At 49.9% G+C, this 25731-nt stretch carries 21 protein-coding genes; 9 read left to right on the forward strand and 12 right to left on the reverse strand.

Going from position 1 to position 25731, the window contains the following annotated elements; all coding sequences use genetic code 11:
- From istA (O9X78_RS18245) to O9X78_RS18260, 4 genes are all read right to left on the reverse strand, one after another.
- Window positions 1–895 (reverse strand): IS21 family transposase (gene istA, locus O9X78_RS18245; protein WP_269621157.1); only part of this gene is annotated, 895 nt, incomplete at its 3' end.
- Window positions 896–1584: 689 nt separating this feature from the next.
- A complete protein-coding gene (locus O9X78_RS18250) occupies window positions 1585–4650 on the reverse strand; it encodes a tyrosine-type recombinase/integrase (RefSeq protein ID WP_159269683.1) in 3066 nt (1021 codons plus the stop codon).
- A gap of 32 nt (window positions 4651–4682) precedes the next feature.
- Window positions 4683–5318, reverse strand: a complete 636-nt coding sequence (locus O9X78_RS18255) for a site-specific integrase (RefSeq protein WP_269621158.1) — start codon at window positions 5316–5318, stop codon at window positions 4683–4685.
- Between the two features lie 27 nt (window positions 5319–5345).
- Entirely contained in the window at window positions 5346–6629 is a 1284-nt protein-coding gene (locus tag O9X78_RS18260) for an ISL3 family transposase (protein ID WP_045995197.1), read from the reverse strand.
- A 140-nt stretch (window positions 6630–6769) separates the two neighbouring features.
- Here O9X78_RS18260 and O9X78_RS18265 point away from each other — a divergent pair, with 140 nt between their 5' ends.
- The 6 genes from O9X78_RS18265 (at window position 6770) to O9X78_RS20955 (ending at window position 12132) form a co-directional block, all read left to right on the forward strand.
- Window positions 6770–7039, forward strand: a complete 270-nt coding sequence (locus O9X78_RS18265; protein ID WP_011589742.1) for a metal/formaldehyde-sensitive transcriptional repressor — start codon at window positions 6770–6772, stop codon at window positions 7037–7039.
- 180 nt (window positions 7040–7219) lie between these two features.
- Window positions 7220–8218, forward strand: a complete 999-nt coding sequence (dmeF, locus tag O9X78_RS18270) for a CDF family Co(II)/Ni(II) efflux transporter DmeF (RefSeq protein ID WP_269621159.1) — start codon at window positions 7220–7222, stop codon at window positions 8216–8218.
- Window positions 8219–8669: 451 nt separating this feature from the next.
- Window positions 8670–9845, forward strand: a complete 1176-nt coding sequence (locus O9X78_RS18275) for a tyrosine-type recombinase/integrase (protein WP_269621160.1) — start codon at window positions 8670–8672, stop codon at window positions 9843–9845.
- 184 nt (window positions 9846–10029) lie between these two features.
- Window positions 10030–10446: a helix-turn-helix domain-containing protein gene (locus tag O9X78_RS18280; protein ID WP_269621161.1), complete on the forward strand. Its 417-nt coding sequence runs from the start codon at window positions 10030–10032 to the stop codon at window positions 10444–10446.
- A gap of 2 nt (window positions 10447–10448) precedes the next feature.
- Window positions 10449–11858, forward strand: a complete 1410-nt coding sequence (locus O9X78_RS18285) for a site-specific integrase (protein ID WP_269621163.1) — start codon at window positions 10449–10451, stop codon at window positions 11856–11858.
- The gene (locus tag O9X78_RS20955) at window positions 11848–12132 is read left to right on the forward strand and encodes a GIY-YIG nuclease family protein (protein ID WP_350339243.1); all 285 of its coding nucleotides are present in this window, start codon (window positions 11848–11850) and stop codon (window positions 12130–12132) included. Before O9X78_RS18285 ends, O9X78_RS20955 begins: the two co-directional genes overlap by 11 nt.
- On the opposite strand, the gene O9X78_RS18290 is transcribed toward O9X78_RS20955, so the two are convergent.
- The 8 genes from O9X78_RS18290 to O9X78_RS18325 are packed head-to-tail and all read right to left on the reverse strand — an operon-like array spanning window position 12114 to window position 22004.
- The gene (locus O9X78_RS18290) at window positions 12114–12959 is read right to left on the reverse strand and encodes a hypothetical protein (protein WP_269621164.1); all 846 of its coding nucleotides are present in this window, start codon (window positions 12957–12959) and stop codon (window positions 12114–12116) included. The genes O9X78_RS20955 and O9X78_RS18290 overlap by 19 nt on opposite strands.
- A complete protein-coding gene (locus O9X78_RS18295; RefSeq protein ID WP_269621165.1) occupies window positions 12953–13660 on the reverse strand; it encodes a hypothetical protein in 708 nt (235 codons plus the stop codon). The genes O9X78_RS18290 and O9X78_RS18295 overlap by 7 nt, the downstream gene beginning before the upstream one ends.
- A 28-nt stretch (window positions 13661–13688) precedes the next feature.
- Entirely contained in the window at window positions 13689–14312 is a 624-nt protein-coding gene (locus O9X78_RS18300) for a hypothetical protein (RefSeq protein ID WP_269621167.1), read from the reverse strand.
- Between the two features lie 9 nt (window positions 14313–14321).
- Window positions 14322–17336: a type I restriction endonuclease subunit R gene (locus O9X78_RS18305; RefSeq protein ID WP_269621168.1), complete on the reverse strand. Its 3015-nt coding sequence runs from the start codon at window positions 17334–17336 to the stop codon at window positions 14322–14324.
- Between the two features lie 11 nt (window positions 17337–17347).
- A complete protein-coding gene (locus O9X78_RS18310) occupies window positions 17348–17812 on the reverse strand; it encodes a hypothetical protein (protein WP_269621169.1) in 465 nt (154 codons plus the stop codon).
- Window positions 17809–19110 (reverse strand): restriction endonuclease subunit S, encoded by a 1302-nt coding sequence (locus O9X78_RS18315; protein WP_269621170.1) that lies wholly within the window; start codon window positions 19108–19110, stop codon window positions 17809–17811. Before O9X78_RS18315 ends, O9X78_RS18310 begins: the two co-directional genes overlap by 4 nt.
- Entirely contained in the window at window positions 19107–21368 is a 2262-nt protein-coding gene (locus O9X78_RS18320; protein WP_269621171.1) for a type I restriction-modification system subunit M, read from the reverse strand. The genes O9X78_RS18315 and O9X78_RS18320 overlap by 4 nt, the downstream gene beginning before the upstream one ends.
- 21 nt (window positions 21369–21389) lie before the next feature.
- Entirely contained in the window at window positions 21390–22004 is a 615-nt protein-coding gene (locus O9X78_RS18325) for a recombinase family protein (protein WP_269621172.1), read from the reverse strand.
- A gap of 327 nt (window positions 22005–22331) precedes the next feature.
- On the opposite strand from O9X78_RS18325, the gene O9X78_RS18330 reads away from it, so the two are divergent.
- From O9X78_RS18330 to istA (O9X78_RS18340), 3 genes are all read left to right on the forward strand, one after another.
- On the forward strand, window positions 22332–23162 hold the full coding sequence (locus tag O9X78_RS18330; protein WP_269621173.1) for an SH3 domain-containing protein: 831 nt from the start codon (window positions 22332–22334) through the stop codon (window positions 23160–23162).
- Between the two features lie 92 nt (window positions 23163–23254).
- On the forward strand, window positions 23255–24286 hold the full coding sequence (locus O9X78_RS18335) for a P-loop NTPase fold protein (RefSeq protein WP_269621174.1): 1032 nt from the start codon (window positions 23255–23257) through the stop codon (window positions 24284–24286).
- Window positions 24287–24471: 185 nt separating this feature from the next.
- A partial coding sequence (istA, locus tag O9X78_RS18340) for an IS21 family transposase (protein ID WP_269621175.1) occupies window positions 24472–25731 on the forward strand: 1260 nt, incomplete at its 3' end.

Consider the following 25731-nt stretch of genomic DNA (forward strand, 5'->3'; position numbering starts at 1 on the left):
ACAAAACTTGATAGTCAACAGAAGGTTGATCTGGCAGTGGACTCAGTGCAGCTTGTTCATCGGCAAACCGCGAACGAACCCGCTGATTGAGCTTGGCTACAGTTTTGTCGATCCAGTATTGGTACGCCGCAATGCACTCGAAATCGTGACTGCCACGCAGCTTAAACTGTTGTGACAAGCGATGTTTCAACGAACCGTTGGCGCATTCTACAACACCGTTTTCATGCGACTGGCCAGGGTTATTGCGGGTGGGCTGCATACGATAATGATCACACAAATCGCGGTATGCATCTGTCCATATATTCTGGGTATTGTTGCGTGCTGCACTGAGGCTGTCGGTGCGATGCTCAACCGGGCTGCCGCCTGCTTGTTGCAGTGCGCGCTGTAAACCACAGGCTAACGCTGCGTAGCTTTCGCCGCCTTGTACAATTGTGACTGAGCGCCAGCCGCTATAAGCAAGACGAAACTGATAGAGCAAGTGGGGAAAGGCCTGACCCGCAAGGGTAACCGCGTCATCGGGGTGGGTGAAATCGGAAAACCCTTGCTGCCCTATCACCGCTTGCTGGCGAAACATCACCTCTTTGTCGGGGCCGGACAGCGCACGCCATTGCTTTACCCGTCGCTGCAACGTTCTCAATACACGTTGATCGTAGTGCTCGGGGTAGTGCTCTTGCAAATACTCCAACAGCGTCAGTCCAGTAAGGCTCGGCTCGCGTTCGAGTAACACCACAAGCTCACGCTCCCAGACCGCCTCCAGCGGATCTTCGCGGGTGCGCCAATGGCGCTCAGGTGGATGGTGGATTGGGTCTTTCTCGATTCTACGGCCTGAACGGACGGAAATATTTGCCTTCGCGGCTGCAGTTTCTTGGGTGATACCACGTTGTCGATGCTGCATGTACAGCTCCTCTTGTCGTTGGGTGATATGTAATCCCGGCACGCTGTTCTCCAAGGGAAAATCAAAGTACCGAACGTTACACCCAACCGGCCAAGATAGTTGTCGTCAACCGGTCATCCTAATTGTCGCCGAACAAACTGACGAAGTTTGGAATCTGCTCTCCGGATTCAACGCCCAAAGCAGCATCTCGTTCGTTGCTTTGCTTGTTATGCCGCGACACCAAACTCTTATTAGCAGTAACTTTTAAAGAAATCGTCGAGAACTAGCACCTGATAGCTAGACGTATTTAAATACCACGCTATCCTTATCTATTGAGCAGATACACCAATGCAACATATTGATGCATGTGCGACTTACCATTAAACACGAAAGGAAAACCATTATGGCTCTTAAACCAGGCCCTAAGCCAAAGGCCAAATCAACAGGGAAACCTGATCAACGTCGACGTGACAACAAGACCACACCAGGAAACACTCCGGAATTAAAACCTAGCAAATCCACAAAAAAGTAGAATGGACTCCTGATAAAAGCTATCTTAATGGCACTGCTGCCCCGCAGTTTGAAAGCCATAAGACCAACCTCATTTGGGGTTGGTTTGTTGATTTTCACTTAAAACTGCCCCCTTCTTAGTGCCCTCCGCCACGGTCTCAATGGCCGCACCTAGCATGGCATTCACTAGCATGGATCATTTAGAAAAAAGACTCATCAAACTGCATTATCGCGATCATATGAAATACATACCGTAAAGTCCGTGCTGAGAACTTTCTGAAATTATTAGGACCAGAAATAAGCTGATCTTCATCAGGATGTGTTAATCGTAGATACGAAGTTGTAAGAGTAGCCGCAATAGGATTTATGGATATTGACTTCACTGGCAATCTTTGGACTTCATCCCAGCCATCCGTCAATTCAGCTAGTGCTGGGCAATTTATTGTGACAGCCCACCGACTCAAGGGAATTATGTTGGCCGTATCAAGACGTCTAACGAATCTCAATAACGCCCTCGGCTTCGTTATGTTTATGCCTGAGTTTGATGTGTTCACATGACGCAAGTAAAAATCAATCAATGCTAAGTAGCTTTTCTTATCACTGACAAATTCTTTACGTAGTAGCTCAATTACATATTTTGCATCCTCCATTTCAGATTTTGACGTTAGGCGAGAGGGAAGTATTGCGGCATTACTTCTCGGTGTGCTTGCTCGTTCTTTAGAAATAAGTCGGGGCTTACCTTTACGGGTTTTAATATCAGCCAACAATCTTCCATTACCAATCCAACGACTTAATTGTTCTTCGCCCAGTCCATATTTGTGCGAGAGAACAGCCTCTGACACTCCGTTTTGGTACTCTTCAAGTATTTTGTAGACCATATCATGGCTAATCGCGGCAGTAGACAGGCTATAATACTTAGCACGCTCATTTAGCGTAGGTTGTATTTCATTATTAACAAGATTAGATCCAACATTACTCACTGGCATAGCTATATCCGAGGATATTTTATTTATATCTTCGGAAAATTTCTTCATCTTCCTTGTAATCGTATTTCTACTCAAGCCTGCGAATGAAACGAGTTGATCTTTAGTAAGGCTATGATTAGCTTTAGAAAGCTTCAACCCAATTAACAAGTCAGAAAAATGAAAATAGCATTGAAAGGTAATCGACGGAGAATTATGCCCTGCGAAACAAGCCAATGCCCAGTATCGCCGCAAATTCTCATTATCACTTCCGACAATAGCTGCGTATATTGCTTTAAGTTGATCAGGTTGAATACACATAAATCCAGCAGCAACCTCCCACTCTCGTTCGATGACTAGTTGTAAATTTGAAAGCGCAGTATGACGAAAGCTGTGAAACACAAGATCAGAAAGTCCAGAAATATCTTTAAGAATGGCACCAACAACGTCTGATACAAATCGTTTATCCCACGGGCTATATTTATCCAAACCAGGATGAAAAAGTAGCTCCTTAGAACTCTCTGAATACAACCGACGCTTTTCCAAGTAAGCCTTGAACATATTCCATTCACTACCCGACATCAGCACCCTCGCCGGAATTTTTCGTAAGCTCGAACTTGATTTGTTATCGCCATAGATATTTTCTCGCACAAATATCCAACATTCCTCTGAGACATCAACATCACAGAGCCGTAACTTACAAATTTCGCTGATACGCAGCCCTAGACGATATGCAAGAACAACCATTAGCTCAATGTTTAACTTTTCATCCCGATTTAAATTAACAGTGCGTTGAAGTGCTTTCCTTACAGACAAATACAACTCATGGCTTATATACGATGCATGCACATATTTTGCTGGCTTATTGCCACTCCCAGCAGCATCAACTATTGCTGGACTGAATCCAAAGTGCTTCGCACCAAAATCATGAAGATCTTGCAATCTTCCCGCCCTATAACTTCGATTAAGTGGTTTAGTAAAATTTTCAAGAATACTTTCGTAGAAATCTTCCCAATCATTAGAGTCAAAATCTGAGTAATCATTATTAGCGCTGCCATCAAACCAGTATTTTGCTATTTCGCTATGATATCGACTGACGGTAGACAGACTGTTCGACCTTTCTGTTAAATGATGTACGTACCAGTCACGTAGCGCTTCGCCTGCAACGCTCCACTCATTAACATCAAGTGCCATAAGACCTTTTAATGCTTGCGCCGCAGTCCTTTTTTTTAAATTTTTGCCAGTTAACTTTACAACAGATGAAAGCAGGTATAATTCATTGGAAATGTTTTTCCGACTTATGAATTCCTGGCGCTTTCGTTCCCGACCAATCTTGAGAGTTGAACAGCCAATATTATAGGTATCTTTAACGAAGTATTGCGCCTGCATAGCTACTAGCCAAGCCTCGGGCGGTATACTCGTCGTCAACGTTTTACCGCATGCCACGCCAACGAGCGCAACACTCATATCTACATTATCTATTTGCTCAGAAACGGCGGCACCAGACATTACCATCTCGTCGAGTGACGTTATTGACCACGCGGGAACATCCAATTTCTTTAATAGTTTATTGATATTACGTAGGATATTACCGACACCCGGACCAACAGGGCGTTCTTTCGCACATTTATCGAACCCGGACATCATGCACATGCTCACTGGATCGCAATACCATCGATGCCACAACTCAGGTTTCCCATCAACGTAGGCGTTAGCTATGCTGTCACTCGTCATTGTAAAACAAACGAAATGCTGAACTTGTCCGTCAATCAAAAGTTTTTCCGATCGACCGCCGGCTCTCAGAAAGCGACTGAGCCCCCGAACCGCGTTCGAATTATTTAGACCACCAAAAAATATTGCGGAAAGTAACACTAAGTGCAGACGCTCCTCACTATTGAGATTACTGAACAATACTGGATTACGAGCCGCCGACAAGAGCGCACTGGAGATTTTTACGGCCTCAGCACTATAACGATGACGTATCAAGGTTCTAGACTGTACATGCCTTCTAAGTTTTATAGTCGGGTTGGGTAAAGGGAGAGACCACCTACCATCACGATTCCCAGCTTCAACATGTCGGATAACGTGATTTCTTGCTTGCGATCGATGGGCCATCAGAGAGAACTTTTGATCGATTAATACAAAAAGCTCACCTAGCTCATCTTTGTAGCGTAGCTCGTTAACAGGACATGAGAGCAGAGACTTTAATGTGGATAGAATTAACTCGTCTGCCTTTTGGTTGATACCTGCCTTTCGCTTTTGCCGGTTATCGGATCTAATTTCTCGACCACTTATCTTAGACACTGAAATTCCTCGCCTAGATTATTAATCAACGACTAGTTGTACCGCTGCCAGCCTTCAATGACCTCAATATCTAATTCAGACAGAATTTCTTGAATTACCAACTCTAATCGCCTTAAGTCAGCGATACTTAGGCCGCTCCACGGACCTAACGCCTCTTCTCCAAACTCCGAGTGGCCCATCCAAGCATTTACTAGGTCCCCTGGCACATTTTTGTCTCGTAGATGTGTCCGCATGAAATGGCGCTGCCAATTTAATGCGAACGGCCACGCGTCCTTTAGTACCTTAGTCAATATTGACGGACGAAGGGGCACCAATTTCCCTCTACGATCAAACATCGACAAAAATGGGTTATCCCCGGAGACTGACAAAGACAAGTATGCGGCTATCTCAGGCTCATAGGGCCTTAAATACTGAGCCAATCTTTCGATGTGGCGTATAGCAGCTCCTATTACTTCTACCGCGGTTTCCGGTAAGGGCACTATTCTAGCGGCCAATCCGTTGTGGCTTTCTTTATCGCTTATCCAAAGTAGACGCCGAAAAAGGTCAAAGTCCTTTATGTTTTCTAGCGGACTAACAACAGCCCGATACCCGACCGCCAAGCTAAGAACTTCATAGACATATAGCATGTATTTATTATGGGTATACGGATTTAATGGTTGATGGGGCACCTTCACCCCACCAACCTGATACCACCCTCAGATGGTTGATAGATTGACCCCGTAGTTGAGTTCCTCTGCGAAGTCCGGCAGTCCGTAACCGATGGTGTAGAACGGAGAGACCTTCGCAGTCGGGGCCTTCTTCTTGTGCTTCGTGGTGTAGAGCATTCGTGCCCGCATCACCTCGAACGAGTAACCACGCCCTTCACGGTTCTTGTCCTTGGCCAGTCGGTTGATGGACTCCGTGTAAGCGTTGGTGACGGGCATGTCCGTCTCGAAGTAGGTCATGATCTCTTCGCGCCAGTTGCCCACTGCCCTGACCAGATCGCTCCAGACTTCCTTCTGGCCCTTTGGAATGGTGGCTATCCAGTCATCCAGGGCGGCTTCTGCCTGTGGCCGGGTGGTGGCGTTCCAGATGCCGTAGAAGCGTTCCTTGTGCTCGTAGGCGGCCAGCAGTTGCGGGAATGCGCCTGTCCAGGTCTCCATGATGAGTCGCTCCCGGTCTGAGACTTCGTGAGCGCGTTTCAGCAGGATTTTCCGGTCTCCTTTGAGGGTTCGGCTCTGGGAGGGTTTCAGCTCCTTTCTGAGGCCCTTGCGCACCTTCTCCAAGGCATCGTTGGCCATGCGCACCACATGGAACTTATCGACCACGATACGGGCCTGTGGCAGCACCGCCTTGACCGCTGCCCGGTAGGGGTTCCACATGTCCATGCTGACGATCTCGACCTTCTGCCGGTCTTTCAGCTTCATCAGGTAGTTGGTCACCACGTCCTGACGGCGGGTGGCCAGCAGGTCGAGCAGGGTTCGCTCCTCGATGTTGGTCAGGATGCAGCGGTAGCGCTTGTTCAGGTACAGCTCGTCGATGCCCAGAATGCGGGGCGTCTCGAAGCGGTGCCAGCGCCCCAGAAACTCGGCGCGGGCGTTGAAGATGTCACGTACCGTCTTCTCGTCCAAGCCGGTCTGTGCCGCCACAAAGGTGTAGGGGTGGTTGAAGGATTCCTTCTCCACGTATTCATGCAGCCGCAGCGTCATGCGGAAGCCGTCCACCATCTCCGGTAGCTGGGGCCTGAAGGTGGTCTTGCAGGCCCGGCAGGTGTACCGGCGGCGGACCACCCAGAGGGTGACCCGCTTGCCGTGGATGGGCAGATCACGATAGGGAACATCACGCTTGCCGAACCGCACGAACTCACCCTGCACGCCGCATTCCTCGCAGGCGATGGGATCGGGCGCGTCCACCTGGAAGTGCATTTCGTCGTCGGTGGATTTGCAGCCCAGCACCTGGTACTCAGGCAGGTGCAGGATGTTGTCGGGCATTTCGGTCATGCGGCGTGCTCCTTACGGCTGGCGAGTGTCACGTTGGTGAGCTTCACCTACCTCTCCTCTCTTGCAAACAAGCATACTACCCCCTAGTATTTATATACTACCCTCCAGTATAGTTTTTGGGCCACTAAAGAGACGACTGCATGCACACGATCAAAGACAAAGCGAAGCTATTAACCCGCGTTCGGCGCATTCAGGGGCAGACGGCCGCACTGGAAAGGCAGCTTGACGAGGAGGGCGACTGCACGGCCGTGCTGCAACAGATCGCCGCGATTCGTGGGGCGGTGAATGGACTGATGGCAGCCATCATTGAGGGGCACTTGACTGATCACGTCGTCAGGGAACCCGAGTTGGAGCAGCGGCAACAAGACTTGGAAGCGGTGCTGCAGGTCATCAAGTCCTACCTCAAGTAGAACATCACGAGCTACAGCGTGGGTACCCTAGCTGTAAGAGGCGAACTTTGGCAGTGATTTAATATCCGCGCCCCTGAAGTTCTTGCGGAACCGGAGCTGTTAGCAGGGCTTCGCCATCAATCGCCACCACTTTCATTGGTCTTGCTGACCATAATTTTTATCAACTCGGAGTATTACAGTATGCATGGTCACAGGCTCGAAGAATGGCAACACAATCATGTTTTTGGTCAAGATCGTAAAAAATCCGGTGAAATACGCTCACTGATCGTCGTCGCTCTAACTGTCGTCATGATGGTTTGGGAAATTCTGGCCGGTGTCTTATACGGTTCGATGGCCCTCCTGGCCGATGGCCTTCATATGGGCTCTCATGCTGTCGCTCTGGGTATTGCAGCCTTCGCCTATGCATACGCTCGCCGCAACGCAGGCAATACACAGTTCTCATTTGGCACCGGGAAGGTCAATGCGCTAGGCGGGTTCACCGGCGCGGTCCTGCTGGCAGGCTTCGCCCTGTATATGGTGATCGAAAGCATCGACCGCTTCATCCACCCGGTAGAAATTTCGTTCAATGGAGCTATTTTCGTCGCCGTCATCGGCTTGATCGTCAATGGAGTATCGGCCTGGATACTGGGCGGGGAAGACCACGACCACGGGCATGGGCATGGGCATGGGCATGGGCATGGGCATGGGCATGGGCATGGGCATGGGCATGGGCATGGGCATGGGCATCATGATCATAACCGTCGAGCTGCCTACTTCCACGTACTCGCCGATGCCTTAACTTCTGTATTGGCGATTGCTGCCTTGCTGGCCGGAAAGTATGCGGGCTGGGACTGGATGGACCCGATCATGGGTATCGTCGGCGCGTTACTTATCACTCGCTGGTCATGGCATCTGTTGAAAGACACCTCCCGCGTGCTGCTTGATCAACAGCGCAGTGACTTGGAGCACGACGTCAGACATGCCATTGAGAGTGACGATGCACGAATCAGCGATCTGCACCTCTGGGCCATTGGTCCGAATATTCACGCCGCCATCGTCTCGGTCGTGTCGCATGACCCGGAGGCGCCTGCCGTCTACAAGCAGCGTATCCAGGCTCAGTGCCCGTCATTAGTACACATTACAGTCGAGCCACAGCGCTGTCTCACTGGTCCGGAGAATACCGGCTCCAGGATACGATGAGCTGATTGAGCGGGCTGGGCCGAAATAGTCGGTTTTGGTACGGGCGAGGGAGTTGCTCTGCATTCAGCTTGGCCTCGCCCTCTCTCCAAGCCATGTAAGTGTCATTGTCCATACACGTTCCAGGCTTTGTAGGTACCTTAATGGCCTGAGTGACATATCAACCAAGGAATCCGATGAAGTGGGGAGTTGTTACCTCCCCATGATACCCAGAGATCAACCAGATATTCCGGATACCCTTTATTTTAACCCCGTTTTACCCCACTTTTCCTGTATGAGAGAGCGCCTTTTCTCATAATAGGGGAATATCTGCATGACCTTGATGGGTGGTACCTTATTTTAAGGAGTGACCACCATGCATCAGCAAGCAACTAATCTTCGTTTTTGTCACATCTATTTTCCCTTAATGTGATTTATAATTGCATAATATGGGAATTAATATCATAATGTGACCATGAGTACCGTATTGCACGATTCAGGAGTGGGGCTTAAACGCTCCCTCCAACGAGAGGCACGGGTTGGAACCCGACGCGCCTCTGCGTGCATTGAAACCTACTTGCGTCGCGCCTACGAGCTTTTCGGCGGGGGCAAGAACGGGAAGGATGTTGTTCTGCTTCTGGAGCTGTTCTTTTTCTACAAATGCGGCAGCGACGGCAATAAGCTCGGTAGCGCGAAACAAGCTATCAGCGCTATCAGCGACTTTCTTGGTCATACGAAAGCACCGCCATGGAAATGGACGCCGCCGATGCTTTATGAGTATTTGACCGATTTGAAGGCACGCGATCTCGCCGGGCAAACAATTCGCGCTCGGCATCACTACATCAAAAATATGTGTGACGCGATCTTGGCCGATCGCGATATTGCCAACAAGGTTCTCAATCGGCATCCAGAATCAAACTTCCAGCAAATCACTGACGTGAAAAGTCGAGCCCTGGTACGTGGGTTCTGTAAGAAAAAGAAGAAGTTGGTTAATCCGACTCCGGCTGATATGCAGCGCGTTTATGATTACTTGCAGTCGGAAATTGAAGAAACTATCGAAACTGGTGGCGCAACACCCTGGGTGCTATTTCGGGATCGGACGATCATCGCGATGTTTGATGCGTACGGCGCTCGGCTATCGGAGCTGCGAAACGCCGACACCACCGATTTTGATTTCGACCCTGAGTGCCCTGAGTATGGCGATTTAGGTATTTGGCATATCATTGGAAAGGGCGATAAGGATCGACACCTGCCCATCCTGACAGAATGGATTCATCCGGTACTGGATCAGTATTTAGCCAATGTGCGCCCTCACTGGCTGGGCAATCCGAACACACCAGAAGAAGACCTGAATGCACTATTTTTCTCCAACGAAGGTAGGCGGTTATCAACGACTCGTATTCAAGGGATTATTCAGCAGCGGTTTCAGCAAGCGGGGATCAACAAACGTTTTTCACCGCATAGACTGCGCAATGGTTGCCTGACTAGACTTACCGATAAGGTTGGTCTCAGTACTGCCTCCCGCGTAGGCGGCCATTCACATGCCAGTACTACCGAAGGCTACTACGATAGAAAAGCATCGTTAGCTGGAGATGCGCTGTCCAATTACGTGAAAAATGTCTATAAAAATCACCCAAAGGATTCTGAATGATGCCGACAAAGCACATTACGGCCAAGACGCCCTGGAATGTCATTGGTCAAAAATGCGTCAAGGCAGTTCTGGCCTGCTGTGGCGCCAAGTCAACAGCGGGTGAGTACTTCGCCAAAAATAGAATCAAAGGCTAGCGTTGATTCGTTGCGATAATCAATTTACGAAAGAAATGGGTCTGTGAATTATGAATGACAACCGGAAAACAGAAGTACGATTGCGGTTTCGGATCAATATGTTACTGGCTGAACGGGATATGACGGTCAAGCAACTCTATGACCGAGTGAAAGAAATGGGAAGCGATGTTTCTTCATCTCATTTTTATCGGCAGATGAAACCCTACTATTCGCCAATGCGTATGGATTTACTTGCCTATGTTGTTCAGGCATTGAAGGCCGATCCTTCCGAGCTATTTGATCTTGTTGAAGTTGATGTCGATTCTGAAACACCGAAGAAAGTGGCAACGCAAGAGTCGAAGCCTGAACGCATTCAGGAAAAGGTAGAATCTGAAAAAGTGAAAAAAGCTCGAAAAACTGCTAAGCAAAAACGCGATCTAGCTATGTTGGGTACAAAAATTTCTGTCCTTCCCAAGGGTAACGATTAGTAATGTCTCCTCCTCGGGGTTACTCGCCAAATCGCATACTGAAAGCCTGCGCGGCCTGCGGAGAGTGTCTTTATGCCCGATCACAGGAAGCGATGTATAAGCGGTCTTTCACATGCCAAGCAAGGACGGCGGATGTTTCTGCGGGTTACCCATCAAAATGCTGGTTATTTCAGTACGCTGAATCGTCTGATACGAAGGAAGCCCTGCGAGCCATTTCGCATGTTACTCAGCGACATTCCCGTAAAGACCTGGAAACCGCTGAACGTCGAGCTGAGGTGCTCATGGCGTATGTCCGGGAAATTCACAGCGGTGAGCCCTCGCTTGCTTGGTACCGGAAACAGCTTGCCAGACACACCGCCCAAATCGTCAATGCTGCGCTAGCGCCGTTACCTTACTGGCATACTGAACACCTAAAATTCTTTTCTCTGAAGAGCATTGCTCCTATTGACGGTTGCGTTGATCGTGTACGTGAACGCTCGAACGATCACCTCGCTGATTTGCTGGCAGGATATATCGAGTACCACTACGAGTTGATGCAATTCGGATTTGATAACGGCCTTTATGGCAAAAGCAATCCGGTTAAGTTCTCCACGCTTCACCAACGCGTCTATAAGATAGCGAATTATCTTGAATGGGTGTTTGCTGAAGGGCACGAAACACTCCAGCATGCCGGGCGAATGGTTTTCGATGAATACATGACCGAAAAAGCTGTTCACCCCAGCGCAGCTTATCAGCTTTCACGATTCTATGATTGGGTGCGTAAAACTCAGCGCTTTGTCCCCCGGATCAGGTATAACCGTCGGGGCAAAGGAAAACATCGCGATGAATTTCCCGTCCTTAAACTGGGAGAGTCACAAGAAGCCTATGCTCGAATCATCGAGCACCCAGAATCTCAAGGGCGAGCATTAGCCCTTTTGGCGTTACTCTATGCACAACGCACAGAGGACAGTATTGCGCTAAAACAAAGCGACCTACAGCGAGATGTTGATTCTGGACTATGGAAAATAGAGCGGCCTGGCACGGAGCCCTTTGTTGTCGAGCCAGAGCTGTCGAACGCGCTGGATCAGTGTATTGCTTTAGCCCAAGAACACGTGCGTCGGATTGGAACCAAGGAAACCGAATATATTTTTCCAGGACGTAATCGAGGTCACCTAGGCGCAGAGGTAGCCAGCCAACGGATTGTTCGCGCGTCCGGGCACTCCGCAAATATTCTGCGCCGGACTGCCATCGTCAATATGTACCGAGGCGGACAAAAAACCATGGGGACTGTCGTACTTCGCGATATTCTTGGCGTCAGTTCTCCGACTATTCATCAGGCTATCAAAATGACTGGTGAGAGCGTAAACGCACCCACAGCTATTGAAGAAGCTGAAGCCTTGCGAAAGGCATTTCTGGAAGCTGATGACGACTGATACTCGCCCTTGGTGGGTATACGTCCTGTTGTGCCGGGACGGTAGAACCTATACGGGTATGGCGCTGAATGTCGAAGCTCGATACGAAGCCCATCTCTCGGGTCGAGGATCGTTGTTCACGCGCATCAACAAGCCCGTTTGTATTGTTGGAGCAAGGCAATTCAATACCCGTACGGAAGCGCACAGAGAGGAATTGGCGCTCAAGAAGGCTGGCCGGTATTGGGTGCGACGATGGTGCCGCACAAATCCCTACACTCAGCTTTCGTCGTCATAATCTGGTATTTCGAGTGCAAAAGCCCCAGACCAAGCCGCACGCGTTGCTGCGATTGCAACGGATTCTGGGGCAGCAAACCTGTCTCCGACAACGCAGCCTGCGGCTGAAACCATAACATCACAATAGTTGCGTACTACCGCTATGCCGTAAGGGTAGGTTTTCAGCCAGGCTTTGTTGGCCTGCCATGAGCGGACAACATCAGAGATTTGCTCCGATGAAATAACGTGAACAACGGCGATACCGTCTACTATCACGGGGTTCGAGGGGGCTGGCGATCTTAAGTGAGTGGCATTTTGTCCGTCTCTATCGATGTGATCGGAACCATGGCTTCGAAGTTTGGGGCGGTTTTCAATAATCCAATCGCCTTCAATGGCAAATCCGTCATCCAAAAATACGGATGATGCCCAATGAGCCTGACTGTTTTCCGATAAACGACGAGCTATACATGCAGCGATAGACTCTGCCCGATCATGCAGACGTCTTCTAGCCCATTGGGAAGCAGCAATACGCGCTGGGAGGGTCGTGGTGGTCTTTCTCGGCATACGAATGACAATGCCTGGCGTGTTGCGAGAAATGGCTGCTAGGAGCGTCTGGCGCGCCTCTGCCGGTTGCTTAGCCAAATCAGCTAGCGATTGTTCCCATGCAGCAAATGCCCACGCATCATTGGCGCGCCGATATTTCTTCTCTGCAACGTGCTCCGGCCACCCGGAGGCTGCGACGCCGTTCGTGGCGATTCCCCAGTGGCATTCCCTGTCGCTTTCAACCAGGACCGCAAATGGCAACAGATTAGTACCATCCTGCAAACAGAGTTCTGTCAGGGTCAGCATGACGCTAAAGCCTGATTGATCAGTTCTGCTATGTTGTCGCGACGGTCTATCAAGGCCTTAGAAAGCTTATTCTGGGTGATTGCGTGAATTCCTCCAACACTGTAGCCAAGTGCAACAGCATCACTAATGGCTTCATCGCTCAATTCTGATACCGCGACTGCCCATCGTTCTACGTCGCTAATCTTGAGAAGATTTCCCAGTGGATGATTTGTTGGGAAGTCCATATTCGATAGCGCCACGATACTAGCGGCGGGATCAGCCTTTGTGCCGAGAAGGGTTTGCTCGTGATCTATAGCCGCGACTATATGCGTGGGGGCGCTCGTCAAGTTGGCCTTGAGATTATTTTCACGGTCGTTATTGAGTATCCATACGTCAAACACAAAAATGGCAGCGGCCGCATTCGGATAGCGTTTTGCTACACTCGGCATTCTCCGACGGGTCAAATTTGGAAGGTTGATAGACAGACCGCCGACTGTGAGGCTGGCGAAGTAAATTCCTCCGTCCCCAACTGATGGAACACCCATGGCGACTGGAATGCCCAGACGCTGTGCAAGCCGAAGAGCAACCATCTCGTTGTATACGCAGCTAGGCGAGTTTTCGCCATCCTGCTTGAGTACCACATCGAGTGTTCCTCGAATGGGGGCAGTCATCGAGTGCGTGGCGACCTGTTGTTTAATTTGTTTTATCTTGTAGAAAGTCACCCGAGACTCCCCTTGCTCGGAAGGAAAGCTATTTATTAACTTTCCGCTGTAGTGTCAATTCGAAATACGTCAAATGCTCTTGAAACGGCTGATAGCCCACGAGCAGGAAACACCTATCAATGTTTTCTGCGGTAAATTTTTCTTGTTCTAAAAGTTCTTGGAGGTTTTCCGGCGTAAGGTCGGGTTCGTCTGTGAAAACGACAACACAGTATCCTCCAGGATAAGGGCCTCCGAGAAGCTTCAGGAATTTACCATCTTTTGATGTGATTAGATTTTGCAGTCGCTCCGACAGTAGATTTTTGTCCCAGGCAGTGGGTATCGCAAGTTTATCCTGCCAAGTTGGGTTGGGCAGTTTTTTCACGAATTTATCTTGCTTGATGGCCTCTCCATCAACGAGTTCTGTCACTTCGATTGCAAGTTTTAGCCCATCAAATGTTACCGCTTCCAAGTCCGGGGGATCATTACCTCGACCTCGGAGTGCGAAATCATCAAAGAACGATGCGCCAGTTGCATCAAGTGACGCACAAAGCTCTTGAACCACACCCCATTCGGCAAGATCTTTGTCTATGTCCCAGTTGAAATATCCGGCATAGTCGCGTTTGGCTAATATACCTTCCCGCAATCGAGTTAGGGTTTCATCATCTAACGGCATTGTTTTGACTCAAGGTTGATCGGAGTGCGTACCCATCGACTTGGCTGCGTCCGCAATTACTCGTTTCAGGAAGGCATCTCGCATCCGGTCAAACAGAAATCCTCGCGCCTGGTCATTGCCTACCAGAACATTGAATAGGTCTTCATCGCGCTCTCGGCGGTCGATTAACAAATCCAATGCTTTGTCGTCGTAAACGCTCTTGAAGGCATTGGGATCGCTATTACGCGCCTGTTCAACCAATACATCGTCTGCTTCAGTTTCCGCCTCGACATCCTCCATCCAGCGAATATCGCTTTCCTTGAAATTCAGGCCAAATTTCTCATTAAATTCCTGAATGATCTGGGAAAGCGGTGCAAGCAACTCTCCTGGCTTACTGCCTCTTCCGCCAGCCGTGGGGTTTGGTAGTGGCTCAGCCTCTTGCTCGTCGTCGAGTAGGATATGCCCTGATTCAGCAATGTCGGCCCGGTATTGGGCCAGTTCAATTTCATTGGAAAGGTCTTCGTTTTCGCCTTCGCCATAGAACGGAAGCGCCGGAAGCAGGTGCTTGACGAAGACGTAAAATTTCTCCAAATCAACATCCACAAACGGCGTAAGCTGAGTGACAAATTCGTACAGTTTCAAGAATGAACGAATGTTATCTTTGAATGCCTGCCCCTCTTCTAGGGCATCATCACCTCTGGCGGGGTTGTAACTGTCATCCCATCGTTTAGAGGTTGCCTGAATCAATGAATCCATGCGTCCTGTATCGCCTTTATTGAGCTTTGGTTTGAAGAACAGTTCTGCAAAGCCTTCAATGTCCTGATCTCGGATCAGGCCATATTCCAGAATACTCGTTTGCTGCGCATAGACGTGATTCGGATTGGTGACTTCAGCAATGGAGGTGGTTTCAAAGTACGGTTTGAAGGATTTGTAGATGGTGTCCCTGTCATTAACGAAATCGACGACGCAGGTGTCCTTCTTGTCCGGGTGGCATCGATTCAGGCGCGAGAGTGTCTGTACAGCAGCAATCCCGGTCAGCACCTTATCCACGTACATGGTGTGCAGCAACGGCTGGTCGAACCCCGTCTGGTACTTCTCGGCAACAACCAATACCTGATACTCACCAGTGTCGAAACGATCTGGTGTTTTAGAGTCCTCAAACCCATTTAGCCCTGATTCTGTATAAGACTCATCTTGGTCATCTACAGTGCCGGAAAAGGCTACCAGCGTTTTCATATCACTGTAGCCTTGTTCGTCCAGATATTTCTGGAAAGCAAGGTGATAACGCACGGCATGAAGGCGTGAGCGGGTAACAACCATCGCTTTGGCTTTTCCCTTGATCTTCCCTTTGGCTAATACTTGCTCACGGAAATGCTCTACGATAATCGCGACCTTTTGATCTACCGCAGCCTCATGCAGTGAGGCAAATCGGGCGATCTGCTTTTTACTCTTGGACTTGTTGTGCTCGGGGTCATCAGGTGTTTTTTTAACAATCTCGTACAGCTCTTTGTAGCTGACGTAGTTCTTGAGCACATCAAGGATAAATCCTTCCTCAATGGCCTGCCGCATTGAGTACAACGTAAATGGCGCAGGTTCTCCATTAGCGTCCAAATTCCCAAACATTTCGAGTGTCTTTGGCTTAGGTGTCGCGGTAAAGGCATAGAAGCTTAGGTTTGACTGCGGGCCGCGAGCCTTGATCTGATTGGTTACCCAATCTTCCAGTTCATCTCCATCCGACATTTCCGCGTCGCCCAGCGTCTTACGCAGTGCCCCGGCGGCCTTACCGGATTGAGAGCTATGTGCTTCGTCCACGATGATCGCGTAGTTCTTCCCTTCGAGTGATAGACCCCGGCTATTTAACAACGCACCGAAGGTCTGAAGAGTAGTGACAATAATGCGCGTATTATTTTTGAGAGCGTCGCGCAGCTTTTCCGATTTGGATTTGTCATCACCACGGGTAATACACTCCACGACGCCCTTTTTCCGGTCGATATTTTGCACGGCCGCTTGTAGTTGATCGTCGAGGTTTGTACGGTCAGAGATTACGATTACGCCGTCAAAAATGGCTTTGTTATCGGGGCCATGAAGCGTGGAAAGCTGATGGGCAGACCATGAAATGGTATTAGTTTTGCCTGACCCTGCTGAATGCTGATTTAAGTAATTTCGGTGCCCTTTAGCGCTCTCTCTCACGAGCTTTCGGACACACCGCCACTGATGATAACGAGGGAATATCAGACGGCCTTTCTGCCAGGGATCGGTTTTTTCTTCCTTCTCCAAAATAATAAAATTCTGGAGAATGTTAAGCCAGACATCTTTCTGCCAAATCTTTTCCCAAAGGTAACTGGTGCTGTAGTTGTCATCATCTACAGGGTTTCCCTTGCGACCTTTATTACCTTGGTTAAAGGGCAGGAAATAGGTCTTCTCGCCATCGAGCTTGGTAGTCATATAGCATTCTGCGGTGTCAGCCGCAAAGTGAACCAACGCTCGTTGGTTAAAAGCGATAAGTGCCGTCTTTGCATTGGGTTTGCGATCCTTCATGTACTGCTTGATCGCATTCGTAGCTGTTTGCCCCGTGTAGGCGTTTTTCAGCTCTATGGTTGCCAACGGTAGCCCATTAACGAAAAGCACCACATCGATTGTCTGGTTGGTTTTAGGATCAAAACGTACCTGTTGCATGACACCCATGCGGTTTCGTTCATAGCGCTTTGCTACATCCTCATTCAGGTTAGTTGGTGGCGCGAATTGCACTAGCTTGTAGCTCACACCTCGGTCGCGGATGCCGTTACGGAGTATGTGAAGCATCCCTTCCTTTTTGATTTGACTGACAATCTCCGCGATCACCTTGCCTTCGACTTGTGCGCCGTAGTGGCCACAGAGCTTTGTCCATTCATCGGGTTGAGAATCCTGAATGTAGGACAGCAGCACCTTGGGACACAGTGCGAGATCCACATCCCAGTCTTTGGCAGGGCTGAGTTTGTCATAACCAGAGTCCACAAGGGATTCGCAAAGGGTTCGCTCGTAGGCGGCTTCGTTTAGTCGAGTCATATCTCTTCTCTTTATTTTCCCTTTGTGAATTGGAGCGGCACCTTCACTTTGATTAGGCTTCCGTCGGCGAGCTTATAAGATGTGGCGGCTTCAAACCGATCAGTGCTCAAGAGACCCAAGGGTGTCCCGTTCTTTCCCATCCTAACAACCGGAATGCCCTTGGTCTCAATGAATAACTCTGGCAGCTCTAGTTCAGCGTCATTGCTTACTGCTGCCATTTGTTCTTCAGAACCCGATGCAATCGGCTGTGCATCGGCAAACTCCGCCGCCATGCCCTCGTTCCCAACGGAAAACTTTTTTAAGCGCAGAATCATTGAGTTGGGAAGCAGAAGAACAAGCCCTAGAAAACCCAGTATTGCAGTTTGAAGAGGTTTGTCGGTGAAGACTGCCAACCCCCACGTGCTTACCAGCAATATACCCCCGATACACCAGAGGTTGTTTTTTAGATAGCCATCAGGTTTGCAGCTAATTTTCATACAGTATCCCTGAGATCAATTTGGCCAGTGACGGCTGCGGCAATTAGGGCAGAGCGGCGTTCGTTTAGTAATGCAACACTACGTTCAGTCGCATTGAGGAGTCGATCATATCGAGCTTCATCTGCATCCAATATAGTGAGAATGTCTCGTTGATACTCGATTGGTGGCAAAACAACAGGCAAATCGGAAAGTGTCTTCATACCTATGTTCTGTTGGGTACCGTAGCTCCAGTTGATCGCAATACCATCAATGAATGGGGTTGACCTCAAGGCAGCCAATAGAAACCTTGGCTCAACCAGCTCATTCGGGCGAATGGCTGCCAGAGGAGACCAAATATTGAACTCGCGATCATCCTCGACAATTGCTGTTACCCCAGTGGTCGCTCCGGATTTCACCATGTAGATGTCGCCAACCTGAGGTGAATATTTTTTTGAATACCGAGCGTGGTCGGCCCGTGAAATGTGTCCCCAAATTTTCTGGAAATCGATTTTTCCAAGTCTAACAGCTTCGGCAGAAACGAAAGGAACTCCTTCGTCATACTTTGTGGGAGTTTCGTGAGGCCCATCGGTGATTGGTGTCGAAACAAGCCGTTTCAGAGCTAATACAGACCAGTCCTCGGGCACCGCGCCAATCCACTCAACACCGGAGTCCTTCATTGGGACATTCGGAGCAAGCCCATTCGTGACGGCCTGCGTGATCACCGCCTGGCGCTTTTCTTTCAGTAGTTCGATAAAGCGGGCCTTCTTCTCGACCAGAGCGTCGATACGGGCGGTTTCGCGGTCGAGCGTCGTGGATATTCGAGTCTGTTCTTGAGCTGGAGGAAGAGGCAGCCCCAGTTCCGCAAAGTCATTCCATCGAAAATCGGTTGAGCGTTCACGAATGCCTTTCGCAAGGCTTTCAATGAAACCGGTTTTCGCCATATTCCGAAGAAGGTAGGCGTAGAAGTCAGCATTGATGCCATTTCGTCCGACGCAACAGGAATAAACAGGCGAGCACTTTCCATCGCTGTCGCTGACGCCAATCGCTCCTGCGAAGCCATCCATCGCGTGGATCACCAAATCACCCTTGCGAACGCCTTGGTAGCCAATTTCTTTCAGCGAATTGGTGAATCCTTCTGTACGACGATTGGTTCGTAACGTAACTTGTCCATCGCGAAAGGCCGTGATGACTTCATCCTCTTCGCGAATCGGGCGTTTTTTCAGATAGAACAGGAATTTCCCTCTTCGCTCATCCCAGTGCGCTGGCAAAGAGTTTGTCCACGACAACTCCGTCTCTCGCATGTCAGGATAGCGTTTCATTCAGACACCTCCGCCAACAGCGCGGCAATCTCCGCCTCAACCGACCTCAACTCCGCATCAATCACGTCCAGGGGACGCGGCGGCACGTACTGATAGAAATACCGGTTGAGGTTGATCTCATACCCGACGATGCCCACCTGGCCGTCGCGAACGTCCCGCTTGTCGCCATTGATCCAGGCGTCTCCGACATGGGGCAGAACCTCGGCCTCGAAGTAATCTACGATATCCGTACCAAGAGGTACACGCTCATTGTCAGACAGGTCGCTGTCACGCTCGAAGGTCACAACCCGTCCTTTCAGCTGGAAGAAGCCAAAACGCTCTTCGGCGTCCTGCTTTGCGGTCACGTCCTTATCGATCACGCGCTCGGCATCGGGGTTCACCTCCGTTACCCAGGCTCGAATGACCTTTAATCGCGCTGCTGTGAGCTTTTCATCTTGGGCTTTGGCTTGTGAGGTAATGGCGTCTGCAAAGGCATTGTAATCAACCCAAGTTGTCTGGCCCTTGCCTCTCAGGCTGCGGATGATTCCAATCAGTGCCTGACGCTCGCGATGGGCGTCGGCGTTTAGCAGCTCTTTTAGAACGCGCTTGACTCGCTTGGTTGCGGACTTGAGGTCGGCGGCGGAGGCATTTCCGTCTGCTTCCAGCAGCGCCAATCCTTCTTTCTCGGTGACGTATTCCTCGATTTCAGCTTTCAGCCCTTTTAGCTGGCCAATACCTTCAACACCGTAGGTGGTATCAAACCACAGGAAGTATTCGTCTAGGTCGGACGTGTTACGGAAGCGGCCCGGTTCGGATTCGGTGAGATCAACATCCAGACGCAGCGGGCGCTCCACTGTAATTTTGCGATAGCCGAATTGATCAGGGTGGAATACCTGCACCGTATCGTCCATCTCGTTGCCGAGGTACAGGTTTACGATGGCCGCAATATCGGCGTCTGCAATTTCCTTGCGCTTGCTGCCTAGCGATTTGCGCATGGGTGAGCTGCGATCCGACGCATTGATCAGCTTGACCCGATCCTGGTCTTCCGGCTTTTTGCGGTTGGTAACGATCCACACATAGGTCGCAATGCCCGTGTTGTAGAACAGGTCGGTAGGTAGGGCAATGATCGACTCTACCATGTCATGTTCCATTAAGTGGCGACGAATCTCTGACTCGCCGCCACCTGCGTCACCGTTGAATAAGGGGGAGCCGTTCATAATCACGGCAATACGTCCCGGACGATCCTTGGGCAGCTTGCTGATCATGTGCAACAGGAACAAAAGCTGGCCATCGCTCTTACGAGGGATACCCGGCTCGAATCGACCTTCATGACCGGCCTGATGCTCTTTCAATACCGCGTCGTATTCCTCTGAGTAGTCCACCCCATAGGGCGGATTGCTGAGGCAGTAGGTGAAGGTCTCTGCCTCAAAGCGATCTTCGATCAGCGTATTGCCAATTCGGATATTGTCTGGCGAGTTACCGGAAATCAGCATGTCAGACCGGCAAATGGCGAACGACTCCGGGTTAACCTCTTGGCCGTACAGATTCACCTTGGTATTGGCATTGAGTTCTTTCACATAATCATGGGCAGTCGCGAGCATTCCGCCCGTGCCGCAGGCAGGATCGAGAATGTTGATGACCTGAGCGCCACCGGCCAGCACATCACCATCCTTTGCAAACAGCAAGGATGTCATCAGGCGGATCACCTCTCTAGGCGTATAGTGATCACCGGCTGTAGCGTTGCTGGCTTCATTGAAGCGCCTGATCAGGTTTTCGAACAGATACCCCATCTCCAGCGTAGACACCTTGTTGGGAGAGAGGTCTTTAGCAGCAAAAAATTGCACCATCGCGTAGAGCAGATTCTGGCGATCCAGTCGGTCTATCCAATTGAAGAACCCGAAGTGCTCGATAAACACTTCGCGCATGTTCTTGGACAGGCCATTGATGTAGCTTTTCAGGTTGTCTGCAATGTTTTCTGGATCTTCCAGCAAGGCTGACATGGAATAGCCGCTGGTGCCGTAGAAGTTCAGCTTAAATTTACGGGCGATGATCTGGTCACGAGCATCTTCTGTCGCTGATTCCAAAGACGAAGCCAGCGCTTTTACGGCCTCGCGATGCGGCTCCAATAAACAGTCCATGCGACGCAGGACGGTAAAGGGCAGAATTACTTTGCCGTAGTCCGCCGGGGTGATCTTGCCCCGCATTTTTTCGGCAGCACCCCAGATTAGGTTAGCGTTATCCTGAACGCGTGCCGCGTTATCGCGATTAATTGTGGTCATAGTTCCTTCGCACCTTAATGATCAATCTTTTGTTTGTAGTGTATTTTCGCCAACGGTTTCAGCGGCAGGGTTTAACGGATAGCCCTCACGCTTCAAAGATTCGTTTAGCGTCATCCGGCTTACGCCAAAGTGTTCAGCGACTTCAGTTTTAAGAACGGCGGGGTCTTTCAGCATAGCAGCGGCCTTGCGCACATCCCCCTTGCTCATCTTCGGCTTCCGGCCTCCTTTGCGGCCACGAGCACGAGCCGCAGACAGACCGGCGAGGGTTCGCTCTCGTATCAGCGTGTGTTCAAACTCAGCAAGCGCCCCGAAAATATGGAATATGAGTTTGCCACCCGCATTTGTGGTATCAATATTCTCCGTAATGGAGAGGAAACCGACACCCTTGTCTTCAAGCTCTTGAATGATGCCGACCAGCTCTTTCATTGACCGGCCCAGGCGGTCGAGCCGCCAAACGACTAAAGTGTCTCCCTTGCGGAAGGTGCGTCGGCAAGCCTCCCACTCAGGACGAATTTTCTGGCCGGTTCCTGTAACCTTGTCGGTAAAGACTTGTTCGCAACCGGCTACCGACAGAGCATCAAGCTGAAGTTCTGCATTCTGGTCAGTCGTGGAAACGCGGGCGTAGCCTATAAGCATGAAAACGTATCTATTCTTTACGTTGAATACTATACGAGATTCTATACATTGAATCGCAGAGAAAACAATAGTTTTGGAGATTTATTTTGATGTATAGAAAACGAAGGTTTTCTTTTGGTGTTTTGTTTCCAGTGCCGAGAAGGCAATCTTTTCTGATTCCACAAATTTAACTGCCGGTAACTCAACTTGGATTACGAACCATACATATTGAAAGTCGTCCGCGAGTTAGAAAACTCGCCCGCAATGCGGCTCATAAAAGAGCTGGAGAAAACCAACCAGCTATCAGAGCAGATTCTTGGAGGGGCTGCTAGAAATGAGCTTCGCCGAATGACTGAGAATTCGGCCGTTGATTGGGCTAAGAAGTTGCAACTATCTACTGCTGGGCAGCTGGCCAGCGCCAAGCAATTGTCGGTCGCACAACAGTTTGTCGAGCAAATGACCGAACAGCGTGAACGCTGGGAACGCATCTGCGAAAAGATTTCGATACCCGCAGTCGAAGAATTGAGTCGATTCCAAAGTGTAATTGATGAACGGTTGAGTCTGGCTCGCGCCATAGATTCGACACAACGATACGCTGAGCTCATCAGTAATGTCGACCGTATTACTGCTAGATTTGCACCCGTAAACGAAGCATATAAGCAGCTACAAAATCAGGGGGCTATATGTTCTGAGCTGGCGGATCTTGCGCGCCAAGCCGTAGAAGAGGCCAAGGCCGTTTATGAGGGTGACAATGAGACAGAGGAGCCTGGCGATTGGCTACAGAGGTTCTTGTTCGTCTTAACACTACTTGGTTTGCTCGCAGACATAATGACTTTGGGAAACTACTTTTCCGAGGATGCTGTGTCGCACACTGAATTTATTCAAGCAAAGCAGCAGGTGATAGACGAAATACACAAGCTTGGCTCTAATTTGCCCATAGCCTATGTAGGTTACAAGGTTACATCGATTCAGCCGCTTCGTATCCGATCCGGTGCTGGCCGGGATTTCCCTATCAAAGGTCGTATTCAAAGCGGAGGTACGTTTTGGGTTACGGAATCAGCAGGGGAATGGAGGGCGGGCTTTTCTTTTGATGAAGATGGGCAGCAAATATGGGGCTGGGTCTACCGAAAAAATATTGTTCGTGACCCTACTTTGAAAATACCACCAATTGGCGAATAAGCCCGTTATCAGCATTCAGGATTTCCAACCATAGCCGCTATCAACTCAACGGCACTGCGAAAGCACCTAAAGGGAAGAAATGGAGTGATTGGATGAGCATGCATCAAACAAAGCAGCAGCTTAGAGCTATTATCGAAGATCCAGAGAATCGGGTTGTCGCACTATCCGGTTCATGGGGTACCGGTAAAAGCCACCTCTGGGAAGAGGTTCGTCGTGATTCCAATAATACTCAAATTGGCGGCGCCGTTTATGCTTCGCTTTTTGGGATTTCTGATATAGGGACGATCAAGGTCAAGCTTGCTGAGCAGGTCTTGGCGAATAATAACAACATTAGTCAATTCAGCGCTGCTATTAAGCACCTAAACAAAATTCGCCCGCTTCTTAAAAGATTTATCCCTCAAACCGACTTGCTTGAGGAAGTTGCCTTATTAGCTTCGCCAATGATCTTGAAAGGCCGATTTGTGGTGATTGACGATATTGAGCGGAAAGGTAAGGGGCTCACCATTGATCATATCCTTGGCTTCATTGACGAACACGTGCAACGCCATGATGTCCGCTTTTTAATCATCATGAACACTGACAAACTTGAAGACGCCTCAATGTGGGAGACCCTGAGAGAAAAGGTAGTCGATTATGAAGTGCGTTTGAAAACCACGCCGGAAGAAGCATTCAACATTGCCAACAGTCTATGTCCTTCACATCACCATGCAATGGTTAAGGAGTCAATCGAAAAATGCGGGGTGGTAAATATTCGAATCGCCAAGAAAGTGATACGAGCGATTAATCTAATATTTGAAGGTCATGACTCCCTGCCTGATGAAATCCTCAGAAGGATGATTCCTTCCACTGTTTTATTGGCAGCTTCGCATTACAAAGGAATAGAGGATGGCCCGCCTGTCGATTTTATTTTAACTCCCCCTAAATACAAAATGACAGGAACAAAGCCTGATGAGAAGTCTGAAGAAGAAATGGAGATTGAAAAGCAGGAGGCGGCTTGGCGTTCTCTTATGGAGTCTATGGGCGTCCTATTGCCTGATGATTTTGAGCCGCTGGTAGCTGAGTTCCTCCGCTTGCGTATTTTTGCCTACTATGAACACCGATTTTCGCCCATCGTGAACATCTAATTTTCTCAACTGTGAACACTGAATTTTGTCGAACCGTGAACACTTTTGCCACCGCGCAAAATTAGGTGTTCACGCTTAGCAAAATTTCTTAGCCGTAGCAGACAACCCCCTTCATCTCTTGCAGGCAACGGCATTGTCCGTAATCTGCGTTCCCTTTGTTTTTCGTTCAACCACAGGGAACGACCATGAGTACCAAGAGGGTCACTATGATGAAGTTAAGAGAACTCCTACGCCTAAAATACGAGGCTCAGCTGTCGGTGCGTCAAATTGCCCTGTGCCTGAGCCTATCGGTGGGGGCAGTTTCCAAGTATGTGCAGCGCGCCGACGCCGCAGGCCTCGACTGGCCATTGCCGGATGAGCTGTCTGAGCTGGGGCTTCAGGCGCTGCTTCAGCCCCGCCGGTCGACGGTCGCATCGTCTGATGTTGCCGAGCCCGACTTTATGGCCATTGAGCAAGAGCTCAAACAAAAAGGCATGACGCGGTTATTGTTGTGGCAAGAGTACGCCCAAGCGCACCCAGACAATCACTACAGCTACTCCCGCTTTACCGTGTTGTTTAAGCGCTGGCGCCAAACGCAGCAGCTGTCTATGCGTCAGCAACATTGTGTAGGTGAGAAGCTGTTTGTGGATTACTGTGGGCCGACGTTGTCGGTGGTGAATCCTGAGACCGGACTGGTACGTGATGCTCAGGTCTTTGTCGCGGTACTCGGCGCCAGCTCGTATACCTTTGCCGAAGCGACGTGGTCGCAAAGCTTGCCCGACTGGGTGGGTTCACACGTTCGGGCCTTTGCCTTTTATGGCGGCTTACCCGCTGTGGTTGTGCCCGACAACCTTAAAAGCGCGGTCAGTAAAGCTTGTCGATACGATCCTGACATCAATCCCACCTATCAGCAAATGGCCGAGCATTACGGGGTGGCGGTCGTGCCCGCGCGGCCCTATAAACCCAAGGACAAAGCCAAGGCTGAGGTAGGCGTACAGATTGTCGAGCGCTGGATCATGATGCGGCTTAGAAAGCAGACGTTCTATACCTTGGCATCGTTGAACATGGCGATCAGCGCACTGTTAGATGATTTAAATCGCCGCCCCTTTAAGAAGCGCCCAGGCACGCGGCGAAGCCAGTTCGAACAACTGGATAAACCGGCACTAAAACCCTTGCCTAGCGCTGCGTACACTTACCGCCACATCAAGAAAGCGCGGGTTCATCTGGATTACCACGTCGACTACCTCGGCCATTATTACTCGGTGCCTTACCAGCTGGTGAAGGAAGAGGTGATGGTGCATGCCGGCGATACGACGGTGGCGATCTTCCATCACGGCCAGCAAGTCGCCGTGCATCCTCGCGTTCATCATGCCGGTGGCCACACCACCGACCCATTGCACATGGCCAAAGCACATCGCAAACATCAGGAGTGGTCACCCCAGCGGTTTCTGAGCTGGGCAGCGAGT

The sequence above is a fragment of the Zhongshania aquatica genome, from assembly GCF_027257955.1.
Lineage (GTDB): Bacteria > Pseudomonadota > Gammaproteobacteria > Pseudomonadales > Spongiibacteraceae > Spongiibacter > Spongiibacter aquatica.

Excerpts from the sequence above, each read along its gene's own strand:
- O9X78_RS18280 (WP_269621161.1), top strand. The coding sequence starts at position 10,030 with ATGAATGACAACCGGAAAACAGAAGTACGATTGCGGTTTCGGATCAAT.
- dmeF (WP_269621159.1), top strand. The coding sequence starts at position 7,220 with ATGCATGGTCACAGGCTCGAAGAATGGCAACACAATCATGTTTTTGGT.
- O9X78_RS18325 (WP_269621172.1), bottom strand. The coding sequence starts at position 22,004 with ATGCTTATAGGCTACGCCCGCGTTTCCACGACTGACCAGAATGCAGAA.
- O9X78_RS18310 (WP_269621169.1), bottom strand. The coding sequence starts at position 17,812 with ATGAAAATTAGCTGCAAACCTGATGGCTATCTAAAAAACAACCTCTGG.
- O9X78_RS18275 (WP_269621160.1), top strand. The coding sequence starts at position 8,670 with ATGAGTACCGTATTGCACGATTCAGGAGTGGGGCTTAAACGCTCCCTC.
- O9X78_RS18330 (WP_269621173.1), top strand. The coding sequence starts at position 22,332 with ATGACTGAGAATTCGGCCGTTGATTGGGCTAAGAAGTTGCAACTATCT.
- O9X78_RS18265 (WP_011589742.1), top strand. The coding sequence starts at position 6,770 with ATGCACACGATCAAAGACAAAGCGAAGCTATTAACCCGCGTTCGGCGC.
- O9X78_RS18320 (WP_269621171.1), bottom strand. The coding sequence starts at position 21,368 with ATGACCACAATTAATCGCGATAACGCGGCACGCGTTCAGGATAACGCT.
- O9X78_RS18300 (WP_269621167.1), bottom strand. The coding sequence starts at position 14,312 with ATGCCGTTAGATGATGAAACCCTAACTCGATTGCGGGAAGGTATATTA.
- O9X78_RS18315 (WP_269621170.1), bottom strand. The coding sequence starts at position 19,110 with ATGAAACGCTATCCTGACATGCGAGAGACGGAGTTGTCGTGGACAAAC.
- O9X78_RS20955 (WP_350339243.1), top strand. The coding sequence starts at position 11,848 with ATGACGACTGATACTCGCCCTTGGTGGGTATACGTCCTGTTGTGCCGG.
- O9X78_RS18260 (WP_045995197.1), bottom strand. The coding sequence starts at position 6,629 with ATGACCGAAATGCCCGACAACATCCTGCACCTGCCTGAGTACCAGGTG.
- O9X78_RS18335 (WP_269621174.1), top strand. The coding sequence starts at position 23,255 with ATGAGCATGCATCAAACAAAGCAGCAGCTTAGAGCTATTATCGAAGAT.
- O9X78_RS18290 (WP_269621164.1), bottom strand. The coding sequence starts at position 12,959 with ATGCTGACCCTGACAGAACTCTGTTTGCAGGATGGTACTAATCTGTTG.
- O9X78_RS18285 (WP_269621163.1), top strand. The coding sequence starts at position 10,449 with ATGTCTCCTCCTCGGGGTTACTCGCCAAATCGCATACTGAAAGCCTGC.
- O9X78_RS18305 (WP_269621168.1), bottom strand. The coding sequence starts at position 17,336 with ATGACTCGACTAAACGAAGCCGCCTACGAGCGAACCCTTTGCGAATCC.